15 protein-coding genes are annotated in these 14,273 nt (G+C 68.6%); 5 read left to right on the forward strand and 10 right to left on the reverse strand.

Annotated features, from left to right (window positions below; translation table 11 throughout):
- Nucleotides 1-3: 3 nt before the first annotated feature.
- Nucleotides 4-1,155 (reverse strand): acyl-CoA dehydrogenase family protein, encoded by a 1,152-nt coding sequence (locus G9U51_RS07215; protein ID WP_166195321.1) that lies wholly within the window; start codon nucleotides 1,153-1,155, stop codon nucleotides 4-6.
- 110 nt (nucleotides 1,156-1,265) lie between these two features.
- Here G9U51_RS07215 and G9U51_RS17795 point away from each other — a divergent pair, with 110 nt between their 5' ends.
- From G9U51_RS17795 to G9U51_RS07230, 3 genes are all read left to right on the forward strand, one after another.
- The gene (locus G9U51_RS17795; RefSeq protein WP_166195324.1) at nucleotides 1,266-3,380 is read left to right on the forward strand and encodes a DUF6421 family protein; all 2,115 of its coding nucleotides are present in this window, start codon (nucleotides 1,266-1,268) and stop codon (nucleotides 3,378-3,380) included.
- Complete coding sequence (locus G9U51_RS07225; RefSeq protein ID WP_166195327.1) at nucleotides 3,377-4,138, forward strand: SDR family NAD(P)-dependent oxidoreductase; 762 nt, start codon at nucleotides 3,377-3,379, stop codon at nucleotides 4,136-4,138. Before G9U51_RS17795 ends, G9U51_RS07225 begins: the two co-directional genes overlap by 4 nt.
- Before the next feature lie 153 nt (nucleotides 4,139-4,291).
- Nucleotides 4,292-5,347 (forward strand): threonine aldolase family protein, encoded by a 1,056-nt coding sequence (locus G9U51_RS07230; RefSeq protein WP_166195330.1) that lies wholly within the window; start codon nucleotides 4,292-4,294, stop codon nucleotides 5,345-5,347.
- Here G9U51_RS07230 and G9U51_RS07235 read toward each other — a convergent pair.
- From G9U51_RS07235 to G9U51_RS07265, 7 genes are all read right to left on the reverse strand, one after another.
- Nucleotides 5,340-5,717 (reverse strand): thiol-disulfide oxidoreductase DCC family protein, encoded by a 378-nt coding sequence (locus G9U51_RS07235; RefSeq protein WP_166195333.1) that lies wholly within the window; start codon nucleotides 5,715-5,717, stop codon nucleotides 5,340-5,342. The two genes, G9U51_RS07230 and G9U51_RS07235, sit on opposite strands and share 8 nt — an antisense overlap.
- Nucleotides 5,714-6,706 carry a sulfate/molybdate ABC transporter ATP-binding protein gene (locus G9U51_RS07240; protein WP_328823376.1) on the reverse strand — a complete coding sequence of 331 codons (993 nt, stop codon included), beginning with the start codon at nucleotides 6,704-6,706 and terminating at the stop codon, nucleotides 5,714-5,716. The genes G9U51_RS07235 and G9U51_RS07240 overlap by 4 nt, the downstream gene beginning before the upstream one ends.
- Before the next feature lie 236 nt (nucleotides 6,707-6,942).
- Nucleotides 6,943-7,689 (reverse strand): ABC transporter permease, encoded by a 747-nt coding sequence (locus G9U51_RS07245; RefSeq protein ID WP_328823364.1) that lies wholly within the window; start codon nucleotides 7,687-7,689, stop codon nucleotides 6,943-6,945.
- 32 nt (nucleotides 7,690-7,721) lie between these two features.
- Nucleotides 7,722-8,471: a molybdate ABC transporter substrate-binding protein gene (gene modA, locus G9U51_RS07250; protein WP_166195342.1), complete on the reverse strand. Its 750-nt coding sequence runs from the start codon at nucleotides 8,469-8,471 to the stop codon at nucleotides 7,722-7,724.
- Nucleotides 8,472-8,523: 52 nt separating this feature from the next.
- On the reverse strand, nucleotides 8,524-9,048 hold the full coding sequence (locus tag G9U51_RS07255) for a PadR family transcriptional regulator (RefSeq protein ID WP_166195345.1): 525 nt from the start codon (nucleotides 9,046-9,048) through the stop codon (nucleotides 8,524-8,526).
- A gap of 4 nt (nucleotides 9,049-9,052) precedes the next feature.
- A complete protein-coding gene (locus tag G9U51_RS07260; RefSeq protein WP_328823365.1) occupies nucleotides 9,053-9,829 on the reverse strand; it encodes an SGNH/GDSL hydrolase family protein in 777 nt (258 codons plus the stop codon).
- Nucleotides 9,826-10,503 carry a uracil-DNA glycosylase gene (locus tag G9U51_RS07265; RefSeq protein WP_166195351.1) on the reverse strand — a complete coding sequence of 226 codons (678 nt, stop codon included), beginning with the start codon at nucleotides 10,501-10,503 and terminating at the stop codon, nucleotides 9,826-9,828. The genes G9U51_RS07260 and G9U51_RS07265 overlap by 4 nt, the downstream gene beginning before the upstream one ends.
- A gap of 56 nt (nucleotides 10,504-10,559) precedes the next feature.
- On the opposite strand from G9U51_RS07265, the gene G9U51_RS07270 reads away from it, so the two are divergent.
- Nucleotides 10,560-11,903 (forward strand): pyridoxal phosphate-dependent decarboxylase family protein, encoded by a 1,344-nt coding sequence (locus G9U51_RS07270; protein WP_166195354.1) that lies wholly within the window; start codon nucleotides 10,560-10,562, stop codon nucleotides 11,901-11,903.
- 7 nt (nucleotides 11,904-11,910) lie between these two features.
- On the opposite strand, the gene G9U51_RS07275 is transcribed toward G9U51_RS07270, so the two are convergent.
- Both G9U51_RS07275 and G9U51_RS07280 read right to left on the reverse strand, forming a co-directional pair.
- Complete coding sequence (locus G9U51_RS07275) at nucleotides 11,911-12,618, reverse strand: hypothetical protein (protein WP_166195357.1); 708 nt, start codon at nucleotides 12,616-12,618, stop codon at nucleotides 11,911-11,913.
- On the reverse strand, nucleotides 12,615-12,776 hold the full coding sequence (locus G9U51_RS07280; RefSeq protein WP_166195360.1) for a ribbon-helix-helix domain-containing protein: 162 nt from the start codon (nucleotides 12,774-12,776) through the stop codon (nucleotides 12,615-12,617). The genes G9U51_RS07275 and G9U51_RS07280 overlap by 4 nt, the downstream gene beginning before the upstream one ends.
- Nucleotides 12,777-12,916: 140 nt before the next feature.
- Between G9U51_RS07280 and G9U51_RS07285 the strand changes: the two genes are divergently transcribed.
- On the forward strand, nucleotides 12,917-14,272 hold the full coding sequence (locus G9U51_RS07285) for a uracil-xanthine permease family protein (protein ID WP_166195363.1): 1,356 nt from the start codon (nucleotides 12,917-12,919) through the stop codon (nucleotides 14,270-14,272).
- Nucleotide 14,273 lies beyond the last annotated feature (1 nt).

Consider the following 14,273-nt stretch of genomic DNA (forward strand, 5'->3'; position numbering starts at 1 on the left):
GTGTCAGGCGTTTTCGCTGAGCAGGTGGCGCGCGATCACCAGCCGCTGGATCTGGTTGGTGCCCTCGAAGATCTGGGTCACCTTGGCCTCGCGGAAGTAGCGCTCGACCGGAAAGTCTGTGGTGTAACCGGCGCCGCCGAGCACCTGGATCGCGTCGGTCGTCACCTTCATCGCGGCGTCGGTGGCGACCAGCTTGGCAATCGCCGCCTGTTTGCCGAACGGTCGCCCGGCGTCCTTCAGTCGCGCCGCAAAGAGGTATGCCGCCCGCGCGCTCGCCGTGGCCGCCTCCATGTCGGCGAGCATGAAGGCCAGCCCCTGATGCTCGGCGATGACGCGCCCGAACTGCTGGCGTTCCTTGGCGTATGCCGTCGCGGCCGTGAGCGCCGACTGGGCGAGGCCGGTCGCCGCGGCCGCGATGCCGAGGCGGCCGGCATCCAAGGCGCTCAACGCAATCGCCATACCCTGGCCGCGTTCGCCGATCATCCGGTCGGCGTCGACCGGGACGTCGTCGAAGATCACCTCGGCGACGGGATCACCGGCCAGGCCCATCTTGCGTTCGGGGCCGCCGAAGCCCAGTCCCGGCGCGTCGGCGGGCACCAGGAAGCAGGAGATCCCCTTGCCTGCGGTGTCGTCGGTGCGCACGAAGGAGGTGTAGTAGTCGGCGTGCGCGGCATGCGAGATCCAGGCCTTGGTGCCGCGGATCGTCCAGCCGCCGTCGGCCTCGGTGGCGCGGGTGCGCATGCTCGCGATGTCCGACCCGGCCTCACGTTCCGACAGGCAGTAAGCCCCGAGTTGGTCGCCGCCGAGCATGTCGCCCAGCCAGCGTTGCTGTTGGGCCGCCGTGCCGAACTGCGCCAGCGGATAACAGGTGAGGGAGTGGACCGAGACGCCGACCGCCACGCTCATCCACACCGCCGCGATCTCCTCGACCACCTGCAGATAGACCTCGTACGGCTGGCCGCCGCCACCGAGCTCCTCGGCATACGGGAGGGACAGCAGGCCCGCGCGGCCGAGCGTGCGGAAGACATCGCGCGGCGGCGTCGCGGATGACTCGGCCGCGTCGACGCGGGGCAGCAGCTCCTTGCGCGCGATCTCGCGGGTGAGCGCGAGGAGGTCCTCGGCGTCCGAGGTGGGCAGGAGGCGCTCGACCGGCATGTGGACGAGACTAGACGGGCTTGTGAGGGGCACCACACCGGGCTCGACGACAGGAAATGCTTTCGCGTACGCTAGTCACAACAAGAAGAAGTTTCGTCCTAGGAGGCATCGTGGGCGTCTTTCCCAAGGTCCTGATCGAGCAGGCGCACTCCAGCGCTTGGTCCCTCACCCGTGCGGGCGCGGCGCGGATGAATCCGGCCAATCCCGACGACGCCAGCCTTGAGCGCGCCGCGACCACGCTGCGGTCGCGCGGCATCGAGGTGGCGGCCCGAGATGCCGGCGAGGTGAGCACTACCTCCCTCGGTGACGCCGATGTCTATGTCGTCGCCCACCCGGCCGAGGCCGCCTCCGAGCGCGCGACCGGCAGCCTGCCCGCGGCGTTCACGCCGGCCGAGATCGACGCCGTGGTCGAATTCGTCCGCGCCGGAGGCGGATTGATCGTGCTCGGCGACTGCGACCAGGATGTCCACGGCAACAATGTCAACGACCTGCTCACGCACTTCGGCCTGCGCATCCGCAGCACCGTCGTGCACGAGTCCGCCGACGGCGGCCGGCGTCATCAGGGCAATGCGACCTGGGTGCTCGCCGAGACCGCCGACGGACACGGGCAGGGCCTGCTGGCCGGCGTCGAGCAGATCTGCTTCTACCGCAGCGGCGTGATCGAGGTCGCCGACGGCGCCCCGGTGCAGGTGCTCGCGCGCACGTCGGCCACCGCGTTCCCCGCGGGCGAGGCGCTGGCCGTCACCACGACCTTCGGTGAAGGACGAGTGGTCGTGCTCGCCGACTCCGACATCATCGGCGACGACTCGATCGACGAGCTCGACAACGCTCGCTTCTGGAGCAACCTGGTGCTGTGGGCGTCGTCCGGCACGCGCCCGGCGGCCCTGGTCGCGAGCAACGGCAGCACCACCGCAGCTCGACCGGAATGGTTGCGGCTCAAGGGTTTTGTCGGCGAGCTGCGCGCGATGCAGAGCAAGGACGGGTCGATCGACGGCGCCGCGCACGACCACGGTCGCGCCCGCCAACTCGTCGACGGCATCCTCGCCGAGGTCGCTGCCCTCGCGCCTTCTTTCCCGTATGACGAGGCCTATCTCGGCACGCTGCCGGCGGACTTCGCCCGGTGGGTGGATGGCGGCTTCGGCATACCGGACTTCCTGGACTCGTTGATGCTCTTCCGGCCCGAGACCCATCGGGTCGACGGCGCCGAGCACCTGGTGCTGTTCCCGATGTACACCCAGAACGGCAACCCCGACCGGGTCTTCGAGGCCATCCTGCTCACGGTCAGCTGGCCGGACTGGCTGGCCCAGGTGGAGGCGGCATACGACAACCCGATGTTCCTGCCGGTGAACTTCCTGGACTTCACGCCCGGTTACGACACCAACTCCGCGGTGCTCTTCCCCGAGACCGTTGCGGTGCGCGAGGTGCCGAAGTTCACCTGGGGTGCGATCTTCTGCGACCGCGAGGGCGCGCGCTTCCGGCGGGTGGTGTCGGAGGCGGCCTCGCTGTTGTCGCTGCAGTTGCCGCCGGACGCCGAGCGCTTGGTCGCCTCGCAGTCGCTGGCGCAGTCGACCTTCGCGATGTGGGACCTGATCCACGACCGCACACACAGCCACGGCGATCTGCCGTTTGATCCGTTCATGATCAAGCAGCGGATGCCGTTTTGGATGTACGCCCTCGAAGAGCTGCGGTGTGACCTGTCGACCTTCCGCGAGGCGGTGAAGCTTGAGGCCGAGGGGCAGCCGTATGCGCGGTCGGTCCAGCTGGCGATCCTGTTCGACCGGCTGTTCCGCTTCCCGATCACTGGCGACCGGGTGCGCAATTACGACGGGCTCGGTGGCCAGTTGCTGTTCGCCTACCTCCACCAGCACGATGCGCTGCGGTGGACCGACAACCGGCTGTCCTTCGACTGGCGGCGCCTGCCGGAGGTCGTCGTCGGGCTGTGCGAAGAGGTGGAACGCTTGTACCGCAACGGAATTGACCGTTCGCGGGTTGGCCACTGGCTCGCGTCATACAAGTTCGTTTCCGGGTATGTCGCGCCGCACCCCGCCTCGACCTGGGCGCGCGGGGCGGACGCGCTGCCGCTCGACGGGAGCGTGAAGCAACTCGTCGACCTGGTGCAGCCGGATGAGTTCCCGCTCAACGTGTTCTATGAGGCATTGCGCAAGAAGCTCGCGCCGGTGATCGAGTCGACGCGCGGCATCACCGCGACCTCGGAGGCGGCATGAGTCTGGACGGCGCTGTCGTGGTCGTGACCGGCGCGAGCGGCGCGCTGGGTGCGTCGGTGGTCGACGCGCTGCTCGCGCGCGGGGCGACGGTCGTGACGGCCGACCGCTCCGCGGGAGAGACTTCCGGCCGGGTGCAGCACACCACCATCGACCTGCTGGACGAGGAGGCGACGCGCGCGTGGGGGCGTCAGATCGTCGCCGACCACGGCAGGGTCGACGGTTTGCTGCACCTGGTCGGAGGCTGGAAGGGCGGCAAGGGCATCGTCGAATCCGACCTTGCCGACTGGAATGTGTTGCACGACAGCCTGATTCGCACCCTGCAGCATGCTTCGCGGGCATTGCACGATGCGATCGCGGCGAGCCCGGACGGTCGGCTCGCGATCGTGTCGTCGGTGTCTGTCGAGTCGCCGACCGCCACGAATGCGTCGTATGCCGCAGCCAAGGCGGCCGCCGAAGCGTGGACGCGCGCGGTGGCCGACTCGTTCGCGCGCTCGTGGGCGACGGCGTCCGAGGTCTCGTCCACGGGGTCGGTTGCGGGCTCGTCCGCGGCGGACTCGGTTGCGGGCCCGTCGGGGGCGGCAGCGATCGTGCGCGTGATGGCGCTGCTCACGCCGGCGATGCGGGAGAAGAAGCCGAAGGCCACGTTCGCAGGGTTCACGCCCGTGGACGAGGTGGCCCAGGCGCTGGTGGGCTTGTGGGACCGGCCGGCGGCCGAGGTCAACGGCACCATCCTCGACCTCACCCCGAAACGTCGCTAAATCCCCGCGAAACGTCACCAGATCCCCCCGAAACGCCACTCATCCGCCGAGCGGGCACGAATCACCGCCCGAGCGGGCGCGAATCACCGCCCGAGCGGCGAGGACTTCGCGACCCGCGTCGGGGCCAGGACAACTCAGTGAGAGGATCCGAAGGTGACCGGACTCGAGCAGCTGCACGACCCCAACCTGCGCTCCTTCGCCAGCGACAATTACGCCGGCATTCACCCTGATGTGCTTGCCGCGTTGGCAGTGGCGAACGGCGGCCACCAGGTCGCCTACGGCGAGGACGTCTACACCGAGCGCCTGCAAGACGTCATGCGTGCGCAGTTCGGCACCGACGTCGAGGTGTTCCCCGTGTTCAATGGCACGGGGGCGAATGTCGTTGCGCTGCAGGCGTGCACAGAGCGATGGGAGGCTGTCGTCTGTGCCGCGACCGCCCACATCAACGTCGACGAATGCGCAGCACCCGAGCGCATGGCCGGCCTCAAGCTGCTCACCGTGCCGACACCGGAGGGCAAGCTCACCCCTGAGCTGGTGGCGTCGGTCGCCATCCGCAAGAACGATGAACACGCCGCCCAGGCCAAGGTCGTCTCGATTACCCAGACCACCGAGCTCGGCACGGCATACTCGGTCGACGAGATCCGGGCGATCACCTCGGCTGCTCACGATGCCGACATGCTGGTGCACGTTGACGGATCGCGGATCGCCAATGCCGTTGCCACGCTGGGTGTCTCGCTCAAGGAGATGTTGACCGACACCGGGGTGGACATCATGTCCTTTGGCGGCACGAAGAATGGCGCGATGCTCGCCGAGGCCGTCGTCGTGCTGCGCCCTCAGGCGGTGCACGGGATGAAGTTTCTGCGTAAATCCTCGATGCAACTCGCCTCGAAGATGCGCTTCGTGTCGGTGCAGCTCGAGGCGCTGCTCACCGATGACCTCTTCAAGCGAAACGCGTTGCACGCCAACGAAATGGCTGCCCGTCTGGCCGCCGCGGTTCGCGACATCCCGGGTTTGACGGTGCCGCGGCCGGTGCAGGCCAATGCGGTCTTCGCCATCCTGCCGCGTGAGGTTTCCCGCCGCCTGATGGAGGACTTCCGGTTCTACTTCTGGGACGAAGCGACCGGAGAGGTTCGCTGGATGTGTGCGTGGGACACCATGCCGGAGGACGTGGACGCCTTCGCCGCTGCCATCAAAGCCGCGCTCAGCTAGCGTTCGGCATCGCACACTGCGGAGTGCCTCCGGGCAGCTGGTAACGGTGCGCCGCGACCCATGCATAGGCGCGGGCGCTCAGGGCTTCGATGCCGGGCGTCACGATGAGGTGACCCAGCGGGCGCCATACAGCCCGGCCATGCGTGAGGCCGGCGGCGATCGCCCGGTGCCCCGCACTCACTCGGCCTTGATCATCGACGAACTGTGCCGCTTCGGTGCATTCCTGCGGGGTGAGGCCGAAAGCGGGCAGGTCGAGCTCCTGCCATGCGGCGACCTGGTAGCGGCCCGCACTGACGAAACGGTCGGCGAAACGCGCTGTGCGAGTGCAGAATCCGCAATCTCCGTCGAAGATCAGCACGGCGTCGATCACGCACCTCCGGTCTTGGGGTAGACGTCCACCTCGGTCGCCTTGACCGTAACCCAGATGGGCGCGCCCGGCCGAAGATCCAGGTCGGCAACCGCGGCCGTGGTCACCTCGGCGACCACGTCGACCGCACCGGTCAGGGCAACCCGCGCGGTTTGGCCTGACAATTCGATGCCGTCGACAATGAGCTGCCACAGATTGCGTGGCGAACCGTGCGGCGGAGCCGGCCACAGGGAGATTGCTGAGGGCCGTATGCCGACCCACGCGGCTCCGTCACCAATGCGCGCCGATGTCTGAATCTCGTTGCTGTTCACCAGGACCCGGCCGTCCATCACCTCGGCCGCGAGGAGGTTGAGGCCGACCATGCGCGCGGCATACGGGGTGGTGGGGCGAGCGACGACCTCTCGCGGCGACCCCGTGGCGACGATACGACCGCCCTCGAGGAAGCACAGCCGGTCGGTGACGGTGAGCGCGTCGAGCGTGTCATGGGTGACGAGAATCGTGCACCCCGGATAGCCGCGAAGTCGGTCTCGAAGCATGCCGCGGATGTCGCTGCGCGTCGCGGGATCGAGGGTCGCAAGCGGCTCGTCCAGCAGCAGGACTTTAGGGCCCGGGGCGAGCGCGCGCGCCAGTGCGACTCGAGCTGCCTGGCCGCTCGACAGCTGCGAAGGGCGTTGCGCCGCAAAGGATTCCATGCCGACGGCGGCGAGTTCGGCGTATGCACGCTGTCGCGACGCCGCGCGCTGGTGACCCCGCGATCGAAGGCCATAGGCGACATTGTCGAGGGCCGAGAGGTGGGGAAAGAGCAGTGGCTGGGCGAGCACGAGGCCGACCGATCGTTGTTGCGGGCTCCGGTCGGACCAATGTTCGCCGTCCACCGTGAGTGTGCCGTCGAGCGGGTGCAGGCCGGCGATGGTGCGCAGCAGCGTGGTCTTGCCGGAGCCATTCGGCCCGAGGAGGGCGAGCACCTCACCGGGGCCTACCTCGAGGTCGATGTGGAGTGTGAAGCCACCGGCTCCTCCGCGAAGGACTGCCCGCTCGGGCGGCGATAACTCGCCGCTCGGCGGGTGAGCAGGGACGTTTCGCGGGGAACTAGTGACGTTTCGCGAGGCATTAGTGACGTTTCGCGGGGAACTAGTGACGTTTCGCGAGGTATTGGTGACGTTTCGCGGGGAATTAGTGACGTTTCGCGGGGAGGGGGCGTAGGTCGCGCGGCCGGTCACGTGCAGGCTCATCGCAGCCACCGGCCGCGGAGGAGAGCGAGCACGGCCACGCACACCACGAGCATTACCGAGGCGAGGGCGGTCGCGGCATTCTGATCGACGTCGAGCGCTTGATAGACCGCCAGCGGTGCGGTCTGCGTCATGCCGGGGAAGGAGCCGGCGAAGGTGATCGTCGCACCGAACTCACCCAGCGCCCGGGCCCAAGCCAGCGTCGCGCCCGAAGCGATGCCGGGCAGCACCAGCGGCACCGCCACCGTGCGGAAGGTCCGCGCCGGCGACGCGCCGAGGGTCGCCGCGATGTCGTCATACCGTCGATCGAGCGCAGCCATCGCCCCCTCGACGGCGAGCACGTAGAACGGCAGAGACACGAAGGTCTCCGCGATAACGACGCGAATCCAGTTGTAGGGCAATGTGATTCCCCAGGAGTCGAGTGGCCCGCCGATCAGCCCGAGCCGGCCCCAGGTGAGCAACAGGGCCACGCCACCGACCACGGGTGGCAACACCAAGGGCACCGTCACCAGCGCGCGCAGCAGCGAGGCCCAGCGGGACTCAGCCCGGGCGAGGAGCCACGCGAGCGGCGTGCCAAGCGCCACGCACAGCAACGTGGTCACCAGGGTCGTCCGCAGCGACAGCCAGAGCGCCTCCGCAGCGCCAGCAGTGCGCAGGTCAGCGGGCAGCGAGGCCCAGTCGAGCCGCACGAGCAGCGCGGCGAGCGGCACCACCAGGATCGCTACCGCGACGGCGGCGGGGATCACCAGAGGCGACCGGACAGCGCTTGCCCGCACGCTCACGGCATACCAAATCCGAAGGACTGCAATGTCTTTCGACCCGACGCCGAGGTCACTGCGGACACAAAGAGCGCTGCATCCGGGCTGTCGGTGAGTTGCACGATCGGCAGCTGGGTGACGGTGTTCTGCGCCGCGGGGATCGGCACGCCCTTGACCGCCGAGCCAGCCGCCGCGACGTCGGTCGCGTAGACCACCGCGGCGTCGGCGTCACCCGTCCTGACCTTCGCCAGGGTGGCCTTGACATTGGCCTCGTAGGAGATCACCTGCGGACGTATGCCGGCCCGGGTGAGCACCTTGTCCGCTGCGCGCCCGCACGGCACTTGCTTCGCGCACAGCACCACGCTGGTCGAGGCCTTGGCAAGGCTCGCGAGGCCGGTGACCGCACCGGGATTGCTCGGTGGCACAGCGATTTCCAGTCGATTGGTGGCGAAGATGGTCGGCTTCTTGGACGTCGTCGACAACTGCTGTGCACTGGTGGTGTCGGCCAGCGCGACCACGTCGGCGGGCGCGCCGTTGTTGACCTGCGTCACCAGCGTGGAGCTCGCGGCATAGCTGATCTTGATCGTCAGCCCGGGATTCTGCCGCTCCAGCGAGGTCTTGAGCTGGCCGAACGCCTCGGTGAGTGAGGAGGCTGCGAGGACGGTGATCGTGCCGCGCTTGCCGCTCGCGTCGGACGAGCCGCAGGCCGAGACACCGGCCGAGGCGGTGACAACCAAGGCGACGGCGATGGCAGAGACGGAGCGCTTCATGGTGACTTCCTGTCGAGTGCGGGGCCCGACGCTCACACTAGTCACACTGTGACTAGTGCAGTCCAGTCGTCTCGTCGAGGAAGTGCAGCGCGGCCTCGGTCGACAGTGCTCGCCATAACAACAGCTGCCGGTCGAAGCCCTCTGCTGCGCGGGCTGCCGCTCGCAAATCGTCCACGCGATGCGCAAAAACCGAGCGCTGAGCGGCGAGCAACGGACCGGGGTCGCTGCCCGCCCGTTCGTGCAGCGCGAGCTTGAGGAGGAACTCCGAACGGAATTCACGCACCCGTTCGACCGGTGCACACAGCCAGGCGGCAGCGAGTGCGCGGCCGGCAGCAGTGGCCCCCAGCACCCGGCGGTCCGGCCCGGCATCGCCGTGCTCGCTGCGCCGGGCCGTGATGAGCGCGCGCTCCTCCAGCCGTCCCAGCTCGCGGTAGATCGCCGGCCGGGGGAGTGCCCACACCCGGCCGAGCTCGCCGTCCTCTCGGAAGAGCCGCGCGATGGCAAAACCATGCGTCGGTCCCTGCGCGACCACGCTGAGCACCGCTGAAGCGGCGAGCGAGAGCGGCACCTGCGGCATATCGCTAGATCGGGCCGAGGGTCGGTCGCTTCGGAGTCACTTCGTCGCCCGAGCTGCGGCCCTGCAATCGACGCTGCACCCAGGGCGCCAGATATTCCTTGGCCCACACCGCGTTGGCCTGCAGTGAGTCACGGCGGCTGAGCGGGGGCGCCGGTGGGAGCGGATCGGTCCAATCCCGTTGTCCCTCACGGAAACCCAATGCCCACCACGCCTGGGCGGCGACTCGGATGTGGCCCTCGGTCGACAGGTGCAGCCGATCGGCCGCCCACATGCGCGAGTCGCGCAGCACGCGCATCGACCAGATATCGAGGACGTGCGCGCCCTGTCGCTGAGCGATCGCCCAGACATTGGCCGTGTGTATGGCGGTGCGTGGGCGCACCTTCTTCAGCACGGGCGCGTTGCCGGGGTCGGCGGTGGTGGCGAGCAGCACGTCGGCGCCGGTGGAGCGCACCCTGATCACCGCCTCCTCCAGCCGATCCGCGATCCGGTCGAGATCGGCCTTGGGTCGCAGGATGTCGTTGCCGCCGCCGACGATCGAGACCAGGTCGGGTCGCATCTCCAGCGCGGCGTCGAGCTGTGGCCCGACCACATCGCCGAGCAACCGCCCACGCACGGCCAGGTTTGCGTAGCCGAAATCCTTTGCGGCAGAAGCGTTTTCGGCAGCAAGTCGCGCGGCCAGCCGATCCGCCCACCCAACGTAAGCGTTCTCCGCCGCGGGATCGGCGTCACTCATCCCCTCCGTGAACGAGTCCCCGATGGCAACGAAACGTCCCCAGCTCACTCCAGCCTCCAGTCGATCGGCTCGGCTCCTTGCTCTTGCAACAACGCGTTGGCCCGGCTGAACGGGCGTGATCCGAAGAATCCACCGTGGGCCGACAACGGCGAGGGGTGAGCGCTCTCGACATACGGCACGGAGCCCAGATGCGGCGCGAGATTGCGCGCGTCCCGCCCCCAGAGGATCGCCACGAGCGGGCCGCCGCGGTTGACCAGCCCGTTGATCGCGGCGGCCGTCACGTGCTCCCATCCGCGGCCGCGGTGCGAGGCGGGACGGCCGGGCGCAACGGTCAGCACCCGGTTGAGCAGCAGCACTCCGCGATCCGCCCACGGGGACAGATCGCCCGTCGACGGTCGCGGCACACCGAGGTCGGACTCCATCTCGGTGTAGATATTCGCCAGCGACCGTGGGATCGGATTCACTTGCGGCGCAACGGAAAACGACAGGCCCACCGCGTGCCCCGGAGTGGGATAGGGGTCCTGCCCCACGATCAGCACGCGCACGTCGTCGAGCGGCTGCTGGAAGGCACGCAGCACCGCGTCGCCCGAGGGGAGGTATTGCCGACCGGCGGCCAGCTCGGCCCGGAGGAACTCGCCACATGCGGTGAGATGCTCAGCGGCCGGCTCCAGGACGGGAGCCCAACTCGGGTGGACCAGCTCGGTGAGGGGGCGGGCCGTCATACCGGTCAATCTACGCGCGTGCGGCGAGGTCAGCCGCGGCACCTACACTCCGACCCGTGCACGAGTACACCGAGGTCACCGAACAGCTGGGGCGCCAGATCCTGCAGTACGCGCAAGAGCGCCTCGCCCTGGACCCCGTGCCGCTCGACCGGCCACGCACCGTCGCCGAACTCGACACCGTCGCCGGCGAGGCGTTGACGGCCGGCGGCATCGGCGGCGAGGCGGCGCTGCAGCTCTTCGAGAACGAGCTCGCACCCGCGTGCCTGTCGATCGATCACCCGTCCTATCTGTCGTTCATCCCCTGCGCGCCCACGCGCGAGGCCGCGATGTTCGACCTGGTCGTCGGCGCGTCCTCGATCTACGGCGGCTCGTGGCTCGAGGGCGCCGGAGCGGTGTATGCCGAGAACCAGGCCCTGCGCTGGATCGCCGGCCTGGTCGGGCTGCCGAAGAGTTCCGGCGGATCGTTCGTGCAGGGCGGCACGATCGGCAACCTGTCCGCGCTGGTCACGGCCCGCGAGACCGCCCGGGCCCGCACCACGACGCGCCCCTATCGCGTCGCCGCGACCGTCGGTTCGCACTCCTCGATCGCCTCGGCCTGCCGGGTGATGGATGCCGAGCTCGTGCAGGTGCCGGTCGGCGAGGACCTGCGGCTCACGGGCGAACGGCTGCGCGAGGTGCTCATCGACGAAGGTCCGGAGTCGTTCTTCGCCGTGGTCGCGACCGCGGGCACCACCAACTTCGGGGTCGTGGACGACCTGGCGAGTGTCGCCGACGTGTGCGAGGAGTTCGGTCTCTGGTTCCACGTCGACGGCGCGTATGGCGGCGCCGGGCTCGCCGCTCCGAGCATCCGGGGGAGGTATGCCGGGGTCGAGCGGTGCGACAGTTTCATCGTCGACCCGCATAAGTGGTTGTTCGCTCCGTTCGACTGCTGCGCCCTGCTCTATCGGGACCCGACGCTGGCGCGTGCGGCGCACACCCAGCACGCCTCATATCTCGATGTGCTGACCGAGGCGCCGGACTGGAATCCGACCGATTATTCGATCGGTCTGACCCGGCGGGCGCGCGGCCTGCCGTTCTGGTTTTCGTTGGTGTCCAACGGAACTGACGCCTACACGGCCGCGATCGAGCGGACACTGGAGGTGGCGGATTTCGCCGAGCAGGAGATCGCCCGGCGCGACTATCTGCAGGTCGTGCACGAGCGCACGCTGTCGGTGATCGTCTTCCGGCGGGTCGGCTGGTCGCCAGCGGACTACCAACGCTGGAGTGACCGGCTGCTCGCGGAGCAGACAGCCTTCGTGGTGCCGACCTCCCATGACGGTGAGACGCTCGCGCGCTTTGCGATCGTCAACCCGCGCACGACCGAGGCGGATATCACCCGCATCCTGGACTCGATGGCCTGAGGATGTTTCAGCCGGAGTGCACCTGCACCAGCCAGCCATCCGGGTCACGGATCTCCAGCATCGTGCCGAAGCTGGTGTCGACGCGCACCTCGTGACCGGCTGACCGCAACCGGTCGGCCAGCTCCTGCGGGTCGCCGGTCGAGCCGAAGGTCAGGTGCACCGCCGCGCCGCTGCCGAGGACGTACTGCTCGAATTCACCTGGCCGGGCCACGTGCAGCCCGACGCTGCCCCGGTCGGCGGCAAAGCTGGCGAAGGAGTCGTCGCCGCCCTCGGGGCGAAGTCCCAGGCGACGCAGGAAGTCGGCATACGGGCCGGCGGGGTCGGTGAACCGGACGGGGCACACACTGATCGCCGGGTCGGGCGTGACGTCGTGGGTCGCGTAGCCGTAGAAGTCGTACTGCGCCTCGTTGAGCGTCAGTTCAAGACCCAGCGGGTCGGTGACCAGCAGCGAACGGCCGTAGGCCTCGTCGACCGGCAGGCCACCGAACTCCTCGGCATACGGCATCAGATCGTCGACCTCGAAGGTCAGATCCGTCTGTCCCGCAACGTGTCCCGGCGTCGCCGTGCGGGTGCCGTGCAGCAGCAGGTCACCCTGGTCGGAGTGCATGACCGCCCAGTCGTCGCTAGTGACGGTCGCGACCAGGCCGAGCGTCTCGCAGAAGGCCCGCATCGCGGCCACGTCGTTGCTGAAGCGGATCGCTTGGGCGGTGATCATGCGGACTCCTCGAGGTAGGCGCGCAGGGCGCGTTCGACCAGGGCGGAGAGGCTGGAGCCGTCGTCGATCGCCCGGTGTTTGGTGGCGATGACGAGGTCTTTGGGCAGGTAGACGTTGAACTGCACCTTGGCGGCGGCATCACCGTGTTCAGTCGACATGCTCGAATGCTAGCACCCTAAGCGCGCCATAGCCGCCACATTCCTTTACTACGGATGTCGATATATCCGCCGCGCGTCTTGACGCGCCGCAAGCAGGGCGAGCAGAGTTTGCCAAATCGATTTGGCACCGAGGAGCGCCCATGATCAGCACGCACACCGCCGAACCCGTCCGGCCGGCCGAACTCGATGCGGTGCGCCCCCTGCGCCGCACCATCCTCTTCGGGCTGCAGCACTTCCTGGTGATGTCGGCGACCCCGATCTCCAGCGTCTTCCTCATCTCGGCCGTGCTTCGCCTCGAGCAGGACATCACCCTCCAACTGCTCGCCGCCTCGCTGGTGCTCTCCGGCATCGGCTCGATCGTGCAGTCGGTCGGCGTCGGCCCGTTCGGCTCGCGGCTGCCGTTCGTCATGCTGCCGGGCGGCGCGCCGGTGATCTTGTTCATCGGCATCGCCCAGGCCCATGACGCCCGCGTCGCCACCGGCGCGGTGGTGCTGACCGGGCTGATCATGTTCCTGATCGTGCCGGTCTTCACCCGGCTGCTGCGCTTCTTCCCGCCGCTGGTGATCGGCACGATGATGACCGTCGTCGGCATCAACCTGGTGCAGGTCGGCGCGAAGCTGATGTTCGGCCAACCCGGCAAACCCGGATATGGCGACGGCAGTTCGGTCGTGCTCGGGCTGATCACCATCGCCATCATCGTCGCCGCGGTGCTGCTCGGCCGGGGCGTCATCCGCCGGGTGGCGCCGATGATCGGCCTCGCGGGTGGCACGGTCGTCGCGGTGCTCATGGGCAAGACGCATTCGGTCGATGTCTTCGGGTCGGGGCTGGTGCGGCTGCCGACGCTGTTGCCGTTCGGCCCGCCCCGCTTTGACCTGATCGCGGCAATTCCGTTGCTGCTCTTCTCAATTGCGTCAATGGCCGAAGCGACCGGGCAGACCGTGATCAACTCCGAGGCCGTCGGTCGCGAGCCCCGGCTGCGGGTCGACGCCCCACGCACGATCCGCGGCGACGCGCTGGTCTCGACGGCCGCCGGCTTCTTCGGTATGCCGTTGATGGTCACCTCGGGCGAGAACGTCGGCATCGTGCGGATGACCGGTGTGCGCAGTCGTTTCGTGACGGTCGCCGCGGGCGTCGTGCTGATCCTCGTCGGTCTGATCGCGCCGATCCCGCGGCTGCTGCGCGCCGTGCCCGATGCGGTGGTCGGTGGCACCTCGGTGGTCGTCTTCGCGGTGATCATCGTGCTCGGCGTGCAGATGCTCGCCCGCAGCGCCTTGCAGGATCACGCGACGATGTTCGTCGTCGCCGTCTCGCTGGGCCTCGGACTCATCCCGATCCTGTTGCCCGCGCCGTATGCCGCTCTGCCGGACAACCTGCGCATCCTCGCCGAGAGCGGGGTGGCGGTGAGCACGTTCAGCGCCGTCCTGCTCAACGCGGTGCTGAACCACGGGCCACTTGCCCGCCGTCGTGCGGCCGACGCCACGACCACGGAGGATTGAG

The organism is Metallococcus carri (genome assembly GCF_011440275.1).
Taxonomy (GTDB): Bacteria; Actinomycetota; Actinomycetes; order Actinomycetales; family Dermatophilaceae; genus Metallococcus; species Metallococcus carri.